The following is a 17,993-nucleotide window of genomic DNA, read 5'->3' on the forward strand; positions in this document are numbered from 1 at the left end:
CGCTCACACGCCTCCTCACCGTGAGGGATCGAGTGTATGGCCTCATGTCGAGGCCTTTGTCTCTTGCTTCAATTTGAAATGCTGCACCTTGCCGAGCGCGGTGCGCGGCAGGTCTGTGACGAAGATGATGTCGCGTGGATGCTTGAAGCGGGCCAGCTGTGTCGCTACATGCGCTTTCAGGATCTCGGCGGTGCAAGCGCAATCCGGCCGCAGCACCACATAGGCGACCGGCACTTCCTGCCATTTCGGGTCGGCCATCCCGATCACGCCCACATCGGCGACGTCGGGATGTTCCAGCAGCACGCGCTCGATCTCGGCGGGATACACGTTTTCGCCACCGGAAATGATCATGTTCTTCTTGCGGTCATGCACGAAGAAATAGCCGTCGGCATCGCGCGTGCCGATATCGCCGGTGCGATACCAGCCGTCATGCAGCGCATCGCGTGTTGCAGTCTCGTTGCCCCAATATTCGTAGAACACGTTCGGCCCGCGCACGATGATCTCGCCGGCCGTGTTTGCGGGGCGCTCAAGGCCGTTATCGTCCACCACCATGGCTTCGCAGCACAGGCCGGGCAGTCCTGTCGAGCCGATCCGCGAATAATCTCCGCCCAGTCGCGTATAGACGGCAATCGGGCATGTTTCCGTCGAACCATAAACCTGCAGCACCGGAATGCCGCGATCCGCGAAGCGCGCGATCAGATGCGGAGGCACGATGCTGGAGCCGGTGGAGACGGCGCGCAGGCAAGACAGGTCCGTGGTTTTCCAGGCCGGATGCTCGCTGACGGCCTGAATTGTGGCAGGCACCAGCACGGTCAGCGTCGGTCGCTCATGGGCAATGGTCGCGAGCGTCGAGTCTGGCGTAAAGCGCGCATGGATGGTCACGGTGGCGCCGTGATGCAGCGCCGGCGTGGTCTGGATATTGAGCCCGCCCACATGGAAGAACGGCAGCACGGTGAGGACATGGTCGTCCGATGTGAGGCCATGCATGTGCTGGCTCATCACCCCGTTCCAGAGCAGCGCCTCCTGGCGCAGCACGGCTCCCTTTGGTCGGCCTGTGGTGCCGGATGTGTAGACGATGAGCAGCGGGCAGGAGAGATCGGTATGCGGGTTGTGGCCGTCGCCGGACGCCTTGGCGAGCAGAGCCTCGAATGTCTGGGCTGGCGCAGGCGGCGTGAAATCCAGCGCGATCACGCGAGTGTCGGGCAGGTCGGTCGCAAGCTGCGGCAGGATCGCGGCAAAGCCTTCTTCCAGCACCAGCACTTTCACCGAGGCATCGGACAGGATGAACAGTTGCTCGGCGACTGCGAGCCGCCAGTTCAGTGGCACGAGGATCGCGCCGAGTCTGGCGCAGGCATAGAGCAGGACGAGATAGTCGGGGCGGTTGAGACTGAGGATCGCGACGCGATCGCCTCGCCCGACGCCGCATTCTGCTTTCAGTGCCTTCGCCGTCGCCTCGATGCGTGTGTTGAACGCGGCATAGGAAAGCGTCGTGCCCTCGAAATGAATCGCAGGCTTATCCGGCGTGAAAGCCGCGTTGCGGGCGATGAGGCTGGAGAGATCCACGATCCATATCCGTTGTAGTCGTCATTGCGAGCGAAGCGAAGCAATCCAGACTTTGCGAGAAGCGAAGGCTGGATTGCTTCGTCGCTCCGCTCCTCGCAATGACGGCGTGTTACTCGTCCTTCTCGCCGGGCTCATACAGCGCTTCGCGCCCGATACGATCGAGGCAAAGTTCGGCCGTCCACGGCAGCATCAGTGCGCCGCAGCGGCTGTCGCGATAGATGCGCTCCAGCGGCAGCGTCTTCAGCATCGACTGGCCGCCGCAGGTGCGGATCGCCAGCGCCGCCAGTTCATTGGCGCCTTCCATCACGGTGAACTGCGCGGCGTAGGCACGCAGCACCTGCTCCTTGGTCGGGTTGGCGCAGGCCTCGGTGACGGCCTGGAACCAGATGCCCTTGATCTGCTCCAGCTTCACCTGCATCTGCGCCACCGCGATCTGCTTGGTCGGATACATGCGGCGCTTCACCGGCGGCATGCCGGGCACTTCGCCGCGCAGATATTTGACGGTGAAATCATACGACGCCTGGGCAAGGCCCATGTAAGTCGGCGACAATGTCATGAACATATGCGGCCAGCGCATCGCGGCCTGGAAATATACGCCGCGCGGCATCAGCGCGGAATCGGCGGGGACGAACACGTCCTTGAAGATCAGCGTGCGCGAGACGGTGCCTCGCATGCCGAGCGGATCCCAGTCGCCGACCACGGAGACGCCGTCGGACTTGGCATCGATCGCCAGATAGAGCGTGTTGCGGCGGGACGCCTTTTCGCCCTCGACGGTTTCGGTACAAAGCACGCCGTAGAAATCGGCGGAGCCGGAGAGTGATGCAAAGATCTTCTTGCCGTTGACGATCCAGCCGCCATCGACAGGTTTGGCTTCGGTGCCGAAAGCCACGCCGCCGGCAGCTGCTGCGCCACCTTCGGAGAACGGCTGCGCATAGATCGCGCCGTCTTCGAGGATACGCTTGTAATGCACCGCGCGGCGGCGCTCGTGATCGGCGCGGGTCTGCGCATCCATGTCGAGGTCATCGGCCAGCGGGCCGGACCACAGCGTCGAACAGACATGCATGTTCCAGGTCAGCGCCGTGGCGCCGCAATAGCGGCCGATTTCGGCGGCGGCGAGCGAATAGGTCTGGTAGTCCGCGCCCGAACCACCATTGGCCTTGGGCACCGAGATGCCGAGCAGGCCGGCTTTGTGCATGTCGCGATAGTTCTCGATCGGGAAGATCGCCTCGCGATCCCATTTCGATGCGCGCGGCGCGAAATTGGTCTGCGCCAGTTCGCGGGCTTTGGTGATCAGTGCAGCCTGCTCGTCTTTGAGACGATAGGCCTTCGGATCGAACATCGGTTTATCGAGCACGATGCCATCGAGCTTGGAGGCGGGCACGTTCATGAGGAAGATCCCGAGAGGTTGTGAGTGGTCTTGAGGAAGTCGGCAATCACGTCGTTGAATTCATTCGGGCGTTCGAAGCTGGCGAGATGTCCGACGCCTTCGAGTTCGACATAGGTCGCGCCGGGCACCATGCTGGCCATCTTCGCCATCGTCTTGGCTGGCGCATTGTTATCCTTGGAGCCGGACAGCAGCAGCGTCGGCACTTTGATGTTTGCAATTTCGTTGCGGAGATTGAATCCGATCATCGATTTCATCGAGGCGCGATAGGTGTCGGGCTTGACGGACGCCATGCAGTCGCGCGCGAGGTCGAGGCCCTTCGGATCGGCATCGTCGCCGATCAGGCCGGCCACGAGATTGGGGGCCATCGACACCATGGTCTCGCCGCGATCCAGCGGGCCCAGACGGGCATCGATAAAGTTCTTCTGCCACTCGCCATCGGAACTGCCGAACACGGATGTGGTCTGCGCCAACACAGCGGCGCCGGCGAGATCGGGATAGTCATGCAGGAACCGCTGCACGATCATGCCGCCGATGGAATGACCGACCAGCACCGGCTTCCTGGCCCCGACCGCTGCGAGAAAGTCTTTCAGCGCAGCTGCAAAATTTGGAATGCTCGGCTCATCGAGCTGCTGCGATCCGCCGTAGCCGGGCGCGTCCCAGCCGATGGTGAAGTAGCGATCGCCGAATGTATCGATCTGGGGACGCCAGCCACGGCCGGCACCGCCGATCCCGTGAAGAAACACCAGCGGCGTCATCGACGCATCGCCTTTGGCTTCGTAGCCGAAGCGGCCGTCCTTGGTTGTCAGGGCTTGCGAGTGCGGCACGTGATGGCCTCCTGTACGAGCGGACGTGATAATCCTAGCACGACCGATATATATGAAAAGCGATAGTTTTAGACTTAAAGGGTCTAGAACTGCCTAGTGCGCGTGCAATGCAGCACCAATTTTCAGCGGTTTGATGTCGGGCGTTCTTAGTCCCCTCGCTCCGCTCTTGCGGGGAGAGGGTCAGGGAGAGGGGAGCCCCCGCGAGCGCGGAATTTGTAGAGGCTCTCTCTCCTTGACCCTCTCCGGCGGGCGGGAGAGGGGACATGACGTGCAGAGCGCAACAACAATCGCCCTTGCCGGAAATTTCTTTAGGTTTAAAACAATCGCGGATCGCGCGAGACAAGGAAGCCGCCATGCCCGACACCACATTTCTCACCTGGCCGTTTTTCGAAGACCATCATCGCAAGCTGGCCACGGATCTGTCGCGCTGGGCTGCGGACAATGTCGCCGGCCTCGTCGATCACCACGACACCGATGGCTCCTGCCGCAAGCTGGTGAAGGCGATGGGCGAAGCGGGCTGGCTGCGCGCCGCGGTGCCGGCAGCCTATGGCGGGCTGTATGACAAATTCGACGTCCGCGCGCTGTGCCTGATCCGCGAGACGCTGGCCTATCAGAACGGCCTCGCGGATTTTGCCTTCGCGATGCAGGGGCTCGGCACCGGGCCGATTACGCTTTATGGCTCGGAAGAGATCAAGCAGCGCTATCTGCCGCGCGTCGCCAAAGGCGAGGCGATCGCTGCCTTCGCATTGTCGGAGCCCGATGCCGGCTCGGACGTCGCCGCAATGAGCACGACCGCGGTATCCGATGGTCCCGATCATGTGCGCATCAACGGTCTGAAGACCTGGATCTCGAACGGCGGCATCGCCGATCAATATGTCGTCTTCGTGCGCACGGGCGAGGCCGGCGCGCGCGGTATCAGTGCATTCGTTGTCGATGCCGATACGCCCGGCTTCACCATCGGCGAGCGCATCGACGTCATCGCGCCGCATCCGCTGGCGACGCTGCATTTCAATGATTGCCGCGTGCCGGTAAAGAACCGCATCGGCGGGGAGGGCGAAGGCTTCAAGGTCGCCATGGCGACGCTCGACGTGTTCCGCTCCACGGTCGGTGCTGCAGCTCTCGGCCTCGGCCGCCGCGCCCTCGACGAAGGCCTGCACCGCTCGGTGACGCGAAAAATGTTTGGCCATACGCTGGGCGATCTGCAGCTCACGCAAGCCGGCCTTGCCGAGATGGCGACGTCCATCGATGCTTCGGCATTGCTGGTCTATCGCGCCGCCTGGACCAAGGATCAGGGCGTGCCCCGCGTGACGCGCGAAGCCGCCATGGCCAAGATGTATGCCACCGAAGCCGCGCAGAGCGTGATCGATCGCGCGGTGCAGATCTTTGGCGGCCTCGGCGTGCAGTCGGGCGTCAAGGTGGAGGAGCTCTATCGCGAGATCCGCGCGCTGCGCATCTATGAAGGTGCCACGGAAGTGCAGAAAGTCGTGATCGGACGTGATCTGATCAAGTCGGCGCAGGCTGGCCTCTAACTGTCTTTTGACCACGCTCCAACTGCCATCCCCGCGAAAGCGGTGATCCAGTAGACACTCACTGGAGTGCGACACGCGACCGTCGCCGTTTACTGGATCGCCCGCTTTCGCGGGCGATGACAACTCGAGTGCAAGGCGAGGTCAGACGAGCGCAGCTTGGTCCTTGGCGACGGGCGCGAGTTTGGGCTCCGCCCGATACCCCGGCGCCGACGCCAGAAACCTTGCATAGGCATCGGCATCAGGCGGCGAAAACTTTTCCGCCAGCGCGCCGCGCCGTTTCACGGTCGCGCCCATATCATCGAGCAATTCGTCAAAATGCTTGAAGTGATACGGCGCCACGCAGAGCCCGCCATAGACACCGGCCGCGGGACGTTCCGTGCGCTTGAAACGTAGCATCATGTCCATATTCGCCTGCATCTCATCAGCCGTCGGCTGTTTCGCCAGCTGGCCATCGGCGTAACGCACCAGCCAGTTTGCGGCCATCTCTGCCGTCAGCACCGAGCAAAAGCTCGAATTGAAGCCGACAAATCCCATCTCCGGCAGATCAGGATTGGCGATCACGCGATACAGCCGATACTGCCCGTCAGGCTGAACGAGCTTGTCGCGATAGGCTTGCGGCAGGAACGGCACGTCGAGCTTGAAGCCGATCGCGAGAATGGCCATGTCGGCCTCCACGCGCTGGCCGCCGGCCATCACGATGGTCTTGCCGTCATAGTGATCGAAGGTGCCGCGGATCGCGGTGATGCGGCCATCGGCCACCATCGGAAAGAAGCCGGGCGTGGCGATGGGCACTGAACAGTTCACGCCATCCTCGAAGCGCGCTTCCGGCACCATGTCGCATTTGCCGAGCTTGAGCTGGACCTTGAGCAGGCTTTCCAGCCCGCGCCAGTGCGCCCAGACGAACGGCTTTGCGATCGCATGCTTGATGCGCGACAGTGCGCTGAGGCCCCAGCCGGGAAACATCTCTTCCTGCGCGCGAATATAGAGGATGCGTTTGAAGTTGATCAGCCCGCCGACGAAATAGGGAATGCGCCACACCGGTTCACGATAGACGAAGGTGACGGCGCTGGCGCCAGCTTTCACCGAATGCACGGCGATATCCGTGGCGGATTTCGAGCCGCCGAGCACCACGACCTTCTTGCCTTTGACGCGCGAGGGATCGGTGTGCTCCGCCGAATGCAGGATCACGCCGCCGGCGGCCTTGAAGCCGTCCTCGCCATAGTGATGCAGCTCCTTGCGTTCGTTGAACTGGCCGGTACAGACGGCGACGAAATCATAGTCGGTGATCGCATCGCGCCCGGCATGATCGCGTGTCGCCACCGCCCAGCCGGGCTGCCCGTCGCCGCGGCGTTCGACGGCACTGACTGTGGTGTTGAAGTGCATCAGCGGCAGCAGGCCATGTCTGCCCGCGTAGTCCGCAAGATAGGCATGCACCTGCGGCCCCTTCGGCCATTCCGGATAGCTCTCTGGCATTGGCTTGTCGGTAAAGCGATAGAGCTCTTTCGGGCTCTGGGTCTGCACCTCGGGATATGAGCGTGCCGGTTCCCAGACGCCGCCGAGATCGCCGCTGCGTTCCAGGATGGTGACGCGGTGGCCATGGCCCTTGAAAGCCTTGGCCGCCGCGAGCCCTGCAATGCCGGCACCGATGACGCAGACATTCTTTTGCATGACCATGACCGTGTCTCCTGTTGTCTTGCAAGAATTTGGGACGCAGATCGCCGGGCGCACAGGCGAGGGCCTGCGCGGTGGGATTTGCGGGGTGAATGAGAGGCCGTCATTGCCAGCGGAGCGAAGCAATCCAGTTCTTCGCTTGCGTCTGTCTGGATTGCTTCGTCGCTGACGCTTCTCGCAATGACGATGGACGGCTAGTCGTTCGCTTCCGGCGGCAGGAAGTCGACGTCGTGCTCGGCGGAAATCCGCACGATCTCGGCGACGTCGCTCAGATTATCCAGCTTCTTGAACAGCGCTTCGAGCTTCGCCGCCGGCGATACCCAGAACAGGGCCCGCGCCGGTTTGTCCGATTTGTTGAAATAGCCATGCGGAATCCCCCGCGGCAGCCGCACGAGATCGCCGGCATGGGCGCGCACCCATTTGCCATCGAGTTTGAGATCGAGCGTGCCTTCCTGCACCAGGATGAATTCTTCCTGGGTGGGATGGATATGCACGGGCACGAACTGGCCGGGCTCGCTGTTGGTTTCGAAAGCGAAGGTCGAGTCGGTCACGGCCTTCGGGAAATAGACCTGGCCGAGAATATTCCAGGTCGTGCCGCCATACCCCGTGCCGTTTTCGGTGATGCCTTTTTCGAGTTCAGCCATGTCTTGCTCCTCCGTTATCTGATCGTGAGATGCTGCGTCGGTTCGCACCCGCCCGCTAGCCGTTGAACGAAATCGCCGTCCGGTGGACGAAATAATTCGAGCCGTTGCAGCCGGCCTATTGCGACGCACATGCGCATTCGTTGTGCAGAGCGGCAAAATTTCCGGCGTCCGGGCGGCTTGTTCGGCCCGGGATCCGTTGATTAGTATCAATCCCGACAAAGCGAGCAGTCGAACCATGGCGATGGGTGGAGCGGTCTCAATGAGCGACGGCGCGGTGCCTGCACGGCTCGCCGCCTTTGCCCGTGTCTGCACCACGGATGTGGACGAGGCTGCCGACGAGATCGGTCGCATCTTCTGCCCGCACGGGCTGGCGCCGACAGGGCGCAGCGGCCCGCATTTCCATGCGCATCACAACAGCGCCGATTTCGGCGGCTTCTCGATCAATTACGTGTCTTACGGCGGCTCGGTCAGCATCGATCCCGGCTGCCTCGATCGCTTCTTCCTGCTGCAGGTGCCGTTGCGCGGCCATGCCCGCGTCAGCACCGGCGGCCGGATGGTGAGTGCGAGTGCTGGACGCACCGCGTCGCTGCTGTCGCCGACATTGCCGACGCGGATGGTCTGGCAGGACGACTGCGCCCAGTTGATCCTGCTGATGGAGAGACGCGTGGTCGAGCAACGGGCCGCGGCGCTGGCCGAGCGCGCCGATGGCGTGATCGAATTCGATCCGGATGTCGATCTGACCACGCCATGCGGCCGCGCCTTGCGCGCGCAGCTCGATTATCTCGTCGATCTCGCCGAACATGCCGGTCCGGATCAGGCATTCTCCGCGACGCTGACGGCCATGCTGCGCGAGGCGGCACTCAGCCTGCTGCTCACCGGGCAGCACCACAGCTTTACCGATGCCATCGCACAGATGGATCATCGCCCGGCGCCATTGCCCGGCGTGATCAGAAAGGCCCGGCACTATCTTGAGGCCCATGCCACAGAGCCGCTGGATCTGGAACGCATGGCGCGCGCGGCCGGCATCGGCATCCGTTCGTTGCAGCTCGGCTTCCAGCGGCACTTCGGCACCTCCATCTCGCAGATGCTGCAGGATATCCGGCTGACGCATCTGCATGCGCGGCTGCACGCCGCCAAGCCCTGCGAGCGGGTGATCGATATCGCCTTCGATCTCGGTTTCACCCATCCGAGCCGCATGGCCAGCGCCTATCGCGCGCGGTTCGGCGAAAGCCCCTCGGACACGCTGCGCCGCGGGGGCTGAGTGAAGATCAATCTCCCTTGTCGTCGCCCGGCCTGACCGGGCAATCCAGTAAACTCAGCTCTTTTGGTGTGTACTGGGTCACCCGGTCGAGCCGGGTGACGACAAGATGAGCAGGTCGCTTTCTTGCAAAAGCTTGAAGTTTAAAATATATCCGGCAGGCGCATCCAAGCTGGAAGGCCTGCCATGTCCTTGTCCCGTTCCTCCCACGCTCTGGTCACCGGCGGCGGCCGCGGCATCGGCCGCGCCATTGCGGCCTCATTGGTGAAGGCGGGTGCGACCGTCACCATCATGGGCCGTAATCTCAAAGTGCTGGACGAAGTCGTCGCGGCCGGCGATGCACATCATGCGCTGTCCGCTGATGTCTCCGATCAGGCTGCGATGCAAGCGGCGATCGCTGAAGCCGCGAAGCGCCAGCCCATCGATATTCTCGTCGCCAATGCAGGCGCTGCGGAATCCGCGCCATTCCTGAAATCCGATGCCGCGCTGTTCCAGCGCATGATGGATGTGAATTTCATGGGCGTCGTGCATGCGATTCACGCTGTGTTGCCCGACATGGTCGCGCGCAAACAGGGCCGCATCATCGCTGTCGCATCGACCGCTGGCCTCAAGGGCTACGGCTATGTCAGCGCCTATGTCGCGGCGAAACATGCCGTTGTCGGCCTCGTGCGCTCGCTGGCGCTGGAAGTTGCCACCAAGAATGTCACCGTGAATGCGGTGTGCCCAGGCTTCACCGAGACCGATCTGCTCGAAGGCTCCATCGACAACATCATGAGCAAGACCGGCCGGACGCGTGAGCAGGCCATTGCCGAGCTTGCGAAACACAATCCGCAGGGCCGTCTCGTGAAGCCCGAAGAAGTCGCCGACGCCGTGCTCTGGCTGGCAGGCGCGGGCGCAGGTTCCATCACAGGGCAAAGCATCGCCGTCGCCGGCGGTGAAGTGTAAGCTTCAATCCAAGAATACGATCTCAGGGAAACGTCATGACTGCACTCGTCAAGAACAAGGTCGCCAATCCCGTCACGCTGCCGCTGGCGGACTACAAGCCCGAGCATTTCCTGCTCAAGGTCGATGGTCGCATCGCCACGGTGACGCTGAACCGGCCCGAGAAGAAAAATCCGCTGACGTTCCAGAGCTATCGCGAACTCACCGATTTCTTCCGCGCTTGCGCGTTCGACGATCAGGTCACCACCATTGTCGTCACCGGTGCCGGCGGCAATTTCTCGTCGGGTGGCGACGTGTTCGAGATCATCGGCCCGCTGATCGAGATGAACACGCGGGACCTCACCGCCTTCACCCGCATGACCGGCGATCTCGTCAAGGCCATGCGCGCCTGTCCGCAGCCCATCATCGCCGCTGTCGAAGGCATCTGTGCCGGCGCCGGAGCGATCATGGCGATGGCGTCGGATATGCGCCTGGCTGCCACCGGCGCCAAGGTCGGCTTCCTGTTCAACAAGGTCGGCCTAGCCGGCTGCGACATGGGTGCCTGCGCGATCCTGCCGCGCATCATCGGCCAGGCCCGCGCCTCGGAGCTGCTCTATACCGGCCGCTTCATGAGCGCGGAGGAGGGCGAGCGCTGGGGCTTCTTCAGCCGCATCGTGGCACCGGAGGCGGTGCTGTCGGACGCACAGACGCTGGCCAGGCAGATCAGCGAAGGACCGACTTACGCCAACACCATGACCAAGCGCATGCTGGCCATGGAATGGGCGATGTCGGTGGACGAGGCCATCGAAGCGGAGGCCGTGGCGCAGGCGCTGTGCATGACCACGGAAGATTTTTCGCGCGCCTATCATGCGTTTGCCAACAAGCAGAAGCCGGTATTCGAGGGGAATTGAAGTCACCATCGTCATTGCGAGGAGCGCAGCGACGAAGCAATCCAGGTCTTTCTTCGTGCGGCTCTGGATTGCTTCGCTGCGCTCGCAATGACGGCGGTTGGGCCCCAGGCCACGGCCACTGACGTTTTGATGTGCATCAAAGCCAGCAGCATGCCGATTGATCAGGCTTGCCAGAAATTGCTTTAGGTTTAAAATATCTCCCATTCAGGCACTGCGGAGGCTGACATGAAGATCGCGATTATCGGTGGTGGGCCGGCGGGCCTCTATTCTGCGATCCTGCTGAAGAAGCAGCGGCCGCAGGCGCAGATCACGGTCTATGAGCGCAATCGGCCGGACGACACTTTCGGCTTCGGCGTCGTGTTTTCCGACACCACGCTCGACACGTTCGAGAAATACGATCTCCCGAGCTATCAGCGCATCACCCAGGAATTCGCCTACTGGGACGACATCGCGATCCATTTTCGCGGCACGCAGCATCGAGTCGGCGGCAACGGTTTCTGCGGCTGCTCGCGCCGCACGCTGCTGCTGATCTTGCAGGACCGCGCCCGCGAACTCGGCGTGCATCTGATTTTCGAGGCCGATATCACCGACGAGTCGCGCTTCGCCGATTGCGATCTGGTGCTGCTGGCGGACGGCATCAACAGCCACTTCCGCAACAAATATATCGAACACTTTTCGCCCGAGATCGATCTGCGCACCAACAAGTTCACCTGGATGGGCTCGACCAAGCCGCTCGATGCCTTCACCTTTCTGTTCCAGGAAACAGAGTGGGGCCCGTTCATCGCGCATGCCTATCAGTATGAAGCGGGCCGCTCGACCTGGATCTTCGAGACCGATGCCGAGACGTTCAAGCGCGCCGGCCTCGAAGGCCTCGGCGAGCAGGAGTCGGCCGATCGCATGCATGCGATCTTCAAGGACTTCCTCGGTGACCACAAGCTGCTGATCAACCGTTCGATGTGGCGCAACTTCCCGATGATGCGCAACAAGCGCTGGGTGAAGGACAATATGGTCCTGCTCGGCGACGCCAAGGCAACCGCGCATTACTCCATCGGCTCCGGCACCAAGCTCGCGATGGAAGACGCCATCGCGCTGTATGAAGCGATGGGCAAGGCGCCGACCGTCGAAGCGGCGCTGCATGCCTACGAGACCGGCCGCCGCGAGGAGACCGAGAAGATCCAGCATTCCGCCGACGTGTCGCTGGTCTGGTTCGAACATCTCGAACGCTTCTGGGATTTCGACCCCGTGCAATTCGCCTTCGGCCTGATGACGCGTTCCAAGGCGATCACCTACGATAACCTCGCACTGCGTGCGCCGGATTTTGTCAAGCAGGTCGACAAGGTGTTCGCGAAGCAGGTGAAGGCGCAAGGATTCGACGTCGATCTCGACAAGCCCGAAGTGCCGATGTTCCAGCCGTTCAGGCTGCGCGACATGGTGCTGGCCAATCGCGCCGTGGTCTCGCCGATGTGCATGTATTCGGCGAAAGACGGCGTGCCGAATGATTTCCATCTCGTCCATTACGGCGCGCGCGCCATGGGCGGCGCCGGCCTCGTCTTCACCGAGATGGTCTGCATCAGCAAGGATGCGCGCATCACCCCCGGCTGCGCGGGTCTGTGGACCGATGAGCAGGAAGCGCAGTGGACGCGTATCGTCGATTTCGTGCACGGCCAGTCGGCGGCCAAGATCTGCCTGCAGCTCGGCCATGCCGGCCGCAAGGGCGCCAGCAAGCTGATGTGGGAGGGAATGGACCGTCCGCTCTCGGAAGGTGCCTGGGACATCGTCTCGGCATCGCCGCTGCCCTACTATCCGGACAGCCAGGTGCCCGCCGAACTCGACCGTGCCGGCATGGACAAGGTGAAGGCCGATTTCGTCGCCGCGACGTTGCGCGCCGATCGCTGTGGCTTCGACATGCTGGAGATGCACACCGCACACGGCTATCTGCTGGCGAGCTTCCTGTCGCCGCTCACCAATAGCCGCACCGATGAATATGGTGGCTCCGTAGAAAACCGCCTGCGCTTCCCGCTCGAAGTATTCGCGGCGATGCGCGCGGCATGGCCGAAGCACAAGCCGATGTCGGTGCGCCTGTCGGCCACCGACTGGGCCGAAGGCGGCAACACCGGGGATGACGCGGTGCTGTTCGCGCGTGCCTTCGCCGAAGCCGGCGTCGATCTCGCCGATATCTCCACCGGCCAGACGGTGAAGGAATCCCGACCGATCTATGGCCGCATGTTCCAGACCCCGTATTCCGATCAGGTCCGCAACGAAGCCAATGTCGCGACCATGTGCGTCGGCAACATCACCACGGCAGATCAGGTCAATACGATCATCGCCGCCGGCCGCGCCGATCTGGTCGCGCTTGGCCGTCCGCATCTGATCGATCCGTCGTTCACCATCAAGGCCGCGGCCTGGTATGGTGCAAAGGAGGCCTATTGCCCGCCGCAATATATGCCCGGCAAGGATCAGATCTACCGCAACAGCGTGCGCGAGAAGCAGGATTTCGACGACCTGAAAATTAAGGCTAAGCCGAAAACCCGCGCTGAAATGCGCGCGGAAGCGGCAAAGTCACTTGCAGCTGAATAGTTGAGCATGCGACGTTTTCCCCTCGCCCCGCTTGCGGGGAGAGGGTGGCCGCGCGAAGCGCGGTCGGGTGAGGGGGAGCCTCCACAGACGCCGAGTTTGCGGAGGCTCCCCCTCACCCGACATCCACATGCTTCGCATGTGAATGTCGACCTCTCCCCGCAAGCGGGGAGAGGTTAAAAAGCGTTGCGTCAAGCGGAGTAGAGCGGATGAAAGCAATCATCGTCGGCGGCGGCATTGGTGGATTGACGACGGCATTGATGCTGCGGGCACGCGGCATCGATTGCGAACTCTACGAGCAGGCGGATACGATCCGCGAACTCGGCGTCGGCATCAACACGCTGACCCATGCGATCCGCGAACTCACCGGCCTCGGTCTGCTCGACAAACTCGACGCCATCGCCATCCGCACCGACGAGCTGCACTATCTCAATCGCCATGGCCAGGAAGTCTGGCGCGAGAAGCGCGGCTATGGTGCCGGCTTCGACGTGCCGCAATTCTCCATCCATCGCGGTCGTCTGCAGACCGTCATCCATCGTGCGGTGGAAGAGCGGCTCGGCAAGGACGCGATCCATACCGGCTGCAAGCTCGGCTCCTTCACGCAGGACGAAGGCGGCGTCACCGCTTATTTTTTCGATCGCGACAACAACCATGTGAAGACCGCGCGCGGCGATATCCTGATCGGTGCCGACGGCATTCATTCCAAGGTGCGCAACACGCTGTTTCCGAATGAGGGCGGTCCGATCTGGAACGGGCTGATGCTCTGGCGCGGTGCCCGCGACTGGCCGACCTTCCTCACCGGCAATTCCATGATCGTCGCCGGCGGCCTGCATGCCAAGGTCGTGGTCTATCCGATCGCGGAAGGCGAGTCGCCCGCGAGCCGCCTGACCAATTGGGCCGTGCTGGTGAAGACCGGCGAGGGTGGCTCACTGCCGCCGCGCCGGGAAGACTGGTCGCGGATCGGCAAGCGCGACGAGCTGATGCCGCATGTGGCGCGTTTCAAGGTGCCGCATATCGACGTGCCCGCCTTGATCTCGGCGACGCCGGAATTCTGGGAATACCCCTGCTGCGACCGTGATCCCCTGCCGTTCTGGACCAGCGGCCGCGTCACGCTGCTTGGCGATGCTGCCCATCCGATGTATCCGGTCGGCTCCAACGGCGCCTCGCAGGCGATCCTCGATGCGCGCGCGCTGGCGGATGCCCTGGCCCATGCGGAGCATCCGCGCCAGGCGCTGATGGCCTATGAGCGCAAGCGCCTGCCGATGACGGCGGAGATCGTGCGTGCCAATCGGCGTGGTGGGCCTGAGGGTGTCATCGATGCGGTGGAGCAGATCGCGCCGGACGGCTTCGACCATATCGACAACGTGCTGAGCTACGCCCAGCGCGAGGCGATCGTGAAGGGCTATGCGCATAAAGCCGGCTTCGGTGCGCAGCCGGGATTGTCGGTGGTGAACGGGTAGCTTGTGGTCAGTTCCCTAGCTCACGCAAGCTGATCGCTTGTGATGGCGAAACAGCCCGCGGCCATCCTTCGAGACGCGCGCAGAGCGCGCTCCTCAGGATGAGGGAGAGAGCCTGGTGCGATAGAAGACCCTCATGGTGAGGAGCCCGCGAAGCGGGCGTCTCGAACCATGCAGGCCGAGCTCTATCCTCATCCATTGGCGATCACCATGCCGCAAGCGGCAGCGTCGTAAGCCTCACGCCCCCGGAGGCGGCGGCAAAAAGTGGATGTTGTATTCCGTGGCCAGCGCCACCACGTCCTCGGGCTTCTGCTCCTTCATATTGTGGATTGCCCAGAACAGATCATACAGCCGGCGCGACGGTGACACCCAGAACAGCACTTTGGCGTTCTGGTCCGACTTGTTGAAAATCCCGTGCGGAATGCCGCGCTCGAGGCGCACCAGATCGCCGGGGGTCGCCGAGGTCTCGTTGCCGCCGAGGAAGAAATCGAGCTTGCCTTCGAGGATGTAGAGATACTCGTCCTGGTCCGGATGGATATGCGGCGGCACGAATGTGCCGGGCGGGAACGTGGCGTGCCACGAGAACGAATCCTCGCTCAGATTCTTCGGCACATAGATCTGGCCGAGGATGTTCCAGGTGATGCCCTGCATGCCCTCATTGGCCCGGGTGATGCCGGCGGTCTCGGTTTTTGTCATGCTCTCTCCTTGTCAAATAGGTCGTCGTAGGATGGGTTGAGCGAAGCGATACCCATCACCACGAGCGCTTGCGGTGATGGGCATCGCTTCGCTAAACCCATCCTACGAACCTTATCACACATGCAGGAACCGATCTTTCACGGTTGAATCGCTCTTCAATTGCTCGGACGTGCCGGTCCAGACGACACGACCCTTTTCGATCACCACATGACGATCCGCAAAGGCCGCGAGCGCATCGACATTCTTGTCGATCACCAGAATGGACTGCTTCTCTGCCTTGAGCTTTTTCAGGCAATTCCAGATCTCGAGCCGGATCAGCGGCGCAAGGCCTTCGGTCGCTTCGTCGAGAATGAGCAGCTTTGGATTGGTCATCAGCGCGCGACCGACCGCGAGCATCTGCTGCTCGCCACCCGAGAGCTGCGTGCCGAGATTGCTGCGACGTTCCTTCAATCGCGGAAACAGGTCGTAGATCTTGTCCAGCGTCCAGCGCGCCGGCGGATGGCGCACGGCGGCTGTCGCAATCAGGTTCTCTTCCACCGTCAGCGTCGGAAAGATCTGGCGGCCTTCCGGCACCAGGCCAATGCCCGCCTGCGCGATGCGATACGACGGCTGCCCGGCCATCGGCTTGTTGTCGAAGGTGATGCTGCCGCCGGTCGGATGCAGCAGGCCCATGATGGCATTGATGGTGGTCGTCTTGCCCATGCCGTTGCGGCCGAGCAGGGTCACCACCTCGCCGGCATTGATATGCAGCGAGATATCGAACAGCACTTTGGCCGCGCCATAGGCGGCCTGCAGGTTTGATACAGCGAGCATCAGGCGGCCTCCTCGCCGAGATAGGCGGCGCGCACTTCCGCATTGTCGCGAATGTCCTGCGGCGCACCACAGGCGATGATGCGGCCATAGACCAGCACCGAGACGCGATCGGCCAGCGCGAATACCGCATCCATGTCGTGCTCGATCAGGATGATCGGCAGTTCCTTGCGCAGCTCCTGCAGGATATTGATCAGGCGTTGCGATTCATCGTGGCTGGTGCCGGCCAGCGGTTCGTCGAGCAGCAGCAGTTTTGGCTTGGCAGCCAGCGCGATCGCGATCTCGAGCTGGCGCTTTTCGCCGTGCGACATCTGTCCGGCGGGCACGCGGGCGCGTGCGCCGAGGCCGAAGCGCGTCAGCAGCCCCATCGCTGTGTCGTTGAGATCGCGTTCGCTGGCGGCATTGCCGAGAAAGCGGAAGCTCGATCCATCGCGGGCTTGCGCGGCAATAGCGACATTCTCCAGCGCCGAGAAACGCGGCAGGATGGAGGTGATCTGGAACGAGCGCACGAGGCCGCGCTGGGCCCGCGCCGCCATCGGCAGCGGCACCATGTCCTCGCCGTCGAAAATGATACGACCGCTATCGGGCTTCGCGTGGCCGGAGATCTGGTGGATCAGCGTCGTCTTGCCGGCACCATTGGGGCCGATGATGGCGTGCAGCTCGCCGGGCCTGACATCGAAGGTGACGTCATCGGTCACGCGCAGCGCGCCGTAGTTCTTGGTCAGGTTCTGCAACTGCAGGAGTGCGCCACTCATGACTTGCCTCCGAACAGGCTCTGGATGCCGCCGCGGGCGAACAGCACCACGAGGATCAGGATCGGGCCGAAGATCATCGCCCAGTTCTCGGTGTAATGCGACAGCACGTCGGCGAGGATGGTGAAGGCCGCAGCCCCAAGGATCGCGCCATGCAGCGAGCCGAGGCCGCCCAGCACCAGCACGAAGATCAACTCACCCGAGCGCTGCCAAGCGGTGTAAGCGGGGCTGACGAATTCGGTCTGGTTGGCGAGCAGGAAGCCGGACACGCCGGCAATGAGCCCAGCGATGACATAGGCGGTGAGCTGATAGCGATAGGGCGCAAAGCCGATCGCCTCCATGCGCACCGGATTCTCGCGGATGCCGCGCAGTACCCGGCCGAAGCGCGAGGCGACCACGGCGCGGAGCAGGAGGTAGGCGCCGAGCAGCACGCCGAAGGTGACGTAATACATCGCGAGATCGTTCTTCATGAATTTCAGGCCGAAGAACGTGCTGCGCGCGGCCAGCGTCAGGCCGTCGTCGCCGCCATATGCCGCCAGCGATGTGGTGAGGAAGAACAGCATCTGGCCGAAGGCCAGCGTGATCATGATGAAATAGACGCCCTTGGTGCGCAGCGAGATCGCGCCGGTGATCAGCGCGAAGACGACCGACGACGCGATCACCGCGGCGAGCTGCACGAAGCCGTCGGTGATGCCGTGGCTGGCCAGGATCGCGACGCTGTAGGCGCCGAGCCCGACAAAGGCGGCATGGCCGAACGAGATCATGGCGCCGTAGCCGATCAGCAGATCCAGCGCCATGGCGCCGAGCGCCAGGATCATGATGCGGGTGACGATGGCGAGGATGTAGTTCTGCGAGCCGAACAGCAGCACCAGCGGCACCAGTGCGAAAGCTGCGAAGATGACCACGGGCAGGATCATCGCGCGCCGGTTGCGCGGCGATGGCGCGAGAGCCGGGGCGGCGTCGAGGTCGACAAGATTGTTCATGGGTCTGCTCCCG

At 62.7% G+C, this 17,993-nt stretch carries 15 protein-coding genes; 6 read left to right on the top strand and 9 right to left on the bottom strand.

Annotation, left to right across the window (positions count from 1 at the left end):
- Positions 1 to 42: 42 nt before the first annotated feature.
- The 3 genes from AC1RQ5_RS10600 to AC1RQ5_RS10610 all read right to left on the bottom strand — a co-directional run bounded on the left by AC1RQ5_RS10600 (position 43) and on the right by AC1RQ5_RS10610 (position 3,774).
- Positions 43 to 1,563: a class I adenylate-forming enzyme family protein gene (locus AC1RQ5_RS10600; protein ID WP_493198810.1), complete on the bottom strand. Its 1,521-nt coding sequence runs from the start codon at positions 1,561 to 1,563 to the stop codon at positions 43 to 45.
- 109 nt (positions 1,564 to 1,672) lie between these two features.
- Positions 1,673 to 2,950: an acyl-CoA dehydrogenase family protein gene (locus AC1RQ5_RS10605; protein ID WP_493198812.1), complete on the bottom strand. Its 1,278-nt coding sequence runs from the start codon at positions 2,948 to 2,950 to the stop codon at positions 1,673 to 1,675.
- On the bottom strand, positions 2,947 to 3,774 hold the full coding sequence (locus AC1RQ5_RS10610) for an alpha/beta fold hydrolase (protein WP_493198814.1): 828 nt from the start codon (positions 3,772 to 3,774) through the stop codon (positions 2,947 to 2,949). Before AC1RQ5_RS10610 ends, AC1RQ5_RS10605 begins: the two co-directional genes overlap by 4 nt.
- 353 nt (positions 3,775 to 4,127) lie before the next feature.
- On the opposite strand from AC1RQ5_RS10610, the gene AC1RQ5_RS10615 reads away from it, so the two are divergent.
- The gene (locus AC1RQ5_RS10615; protein WP_493198815.1) at positions 4,128 to 5,303 is read left to right on the top strand and encodes an acyl-CoA dehydrogenase family protein; all 1,176 of its coding nucleotides are present in this window, start codon (positions 4,128 to 4,130) and stop codon (positions 5,301 to 5,303) included.
- A 141-nt stretch (positions 5,304 to 5,444) separates the two neighbouring features.
- Here AC1RQ5_RS10615 and AC1RQ5_RS10620 read toward each other — a convergent pair whose 3' ends face one another.
- Both AC1RQ5_RS10620 and AC1RQ5_RS10625 read right to left on the bottom strand, forming a co-directional pair.
- Complete coding sequence (locus tag AC1RQ5_RS10620; protein WP_493198817.1) at positions 5,445 to 6,977, bottom strand: flavin-containing monooxygenase; 1,533 nt, start codon at positions 6,975 to 6,977, stop codon at positions 5,445 to 5,447.
- A 191-nt stretch (positions 6,978 to 7,168) separates the two neighbouring features.
- Positions 7,169 to 7,618: a cupin domain-containing protein gene (locus AC1RQ5_RS10625; protein WP_398477470.1), complete on the bottom strand. Its 450-nt coding sequence runs from the start codon at positions 7,616 to 7,618 to the stop codon at positions 7,169 to 7,171.
- 259 nt (positions 7,619 to 7,877) lie between these two features.
- Here AC1RQ5_RS10625 and AC1RQ5_RS10630 point away from each other — a divergent pair, with 259 nt between their 5' ends.
- The 5 genes from AC1RQ5_RS10630 to AC1RQ5_RS10650 all read left to right on the top strand — a co-directional run bounded on the left by AC1RQ5_RS10630 (position 7,878) and on the right by AC1RQ5_RS10650 (position 14,742).
- Positions 7,878 to 8,879: an AraC family transcriptional regulator gene (locus AC1RQ5_RS10630; RefSeq protein ID WP_493198819.1), complete on the top strand. Its 1,002-nt coding sequence runs from the start codon at positions 7,878 to 7,880 to the stop codon at positions 8,877 to 8,879.
- A gap of 183 nt (positions 8,880 to 9,062) precedes the next feature.
- A complete protein-coding gene (locus AC1RQ5_RS10635) occupies positions 9,063 to 9,821 on the top strand; it encodes an SDR family NAD(P)-dependent oxidoreductase (protein WP_493198821.1) in 759 nt (252 codons plus the stop codon).
- A 35-nt stretch (positions 9,822 to 9,856) separates the two neighbouring features.
- A complete protein-coding gene (locus AC1RQ5_RS10640) occupies positions 9,857 to 10,708 on the top strand; it encodes an enoyl-CoA hydratase family protein (RefSeq protein ID WP_493198822.1) in 852 nt (283 codons plus the stop codon).
- 225 nt (positions 10,709 to 10,933) lie between these two features.
- Positions 10,934 to 13,285, top strand: coding sequence for a bifunctional salicylyl-CoA 5-hydroxylase/oxidoreductase (locus AC1RQ5_RS10645; RefSeq protein ID WP_493198824.1), 2,352 nt, complete (start codon positions 10,934 to 10,936; stop codon positions 13,283 to 13,285).
- Between the two features lie 206 nt (positions 13,286 to 13,491).
- Entirely contained in the window at positions 13,492 to 14,742 is a 1,251-nt protein-coding gene (locus tag AC1RQ5_RS10650) for a flavin-dependent oxidoreductase (RefSeq protein WP_493198825.1), read from the top strand.
- A 234-nt stretch (positions 14,743 to 14,976) separates the two neighbouring features.
- Here the strand turns inward: AC1RQ5_RS10650 and AC1RQ5_RS10655 are convergent, their stop codons facing one another.
- From AC1RQ5_RS10655 to AC1RQ5_RS10670, 4 genes are all read right to left on the bottom strand, one after another.
- Positions 14,977 to 15,435, bottom strand: a complete 459-nt coding sequence (locus AC1RQ5_RS10655; RefSeq protein WP_398482046.1) for a cupin domain-containing protein — start codon at positions 15,433 to 15,435, stop codon at positions 14,977 to 14,979.
- Between the two features lie 114 nt (positions 15,436 to 15,549).
- The gene (locus AC1RQ5_RS10660) at positions 15,550 to 16,248 is read right to left on the bottom strand and encodes an ABC transporter ATP-binding protein (protein ID WP_493198827.1); all 699 of its coding nucleotides are present in this window, start codon (positions 16,246 to 16,248) and stop codon (positions 15,550 to 15,552) included.
- Entirely contained in the window at positions 16,248 to 17,000 is a 753-nt protein-coding gene (locus AC1RQ5_RS10665) for an ABC transporter ATP-binding protein (RefSeq protein WP_398482042.1), read from the bottom strand. The genes AC1RQ5_RS10660 and AC1RQ5_RS10665 overlap by 1 nt, the downstream gene beginning before the upstream one ends.
- On the bottom strand, positions 16,997 to 17,980 hold the full coding sequence (locus AC1RQ5_RS10670) for a branched-chain amino acid ABC transporter permease (protein ID WP_493198828.1): 984 nt from the start codon (positions 17,978 to 17,980) through the stop codon (positions 16,997 to 16,999). The genes AC1RQ5_RS10665 and AC1RQ5_RS10670 overlap by 4 nt, the downstream gene beginning before the upstream one ends.
- Between the last annotated feature and the right edge of the window lie 13 nt (positions 17,981 to 17,993).

The organism is Tardiphaga sp. GW821-FHT12E02 (genome assembly GCF_058807155.1).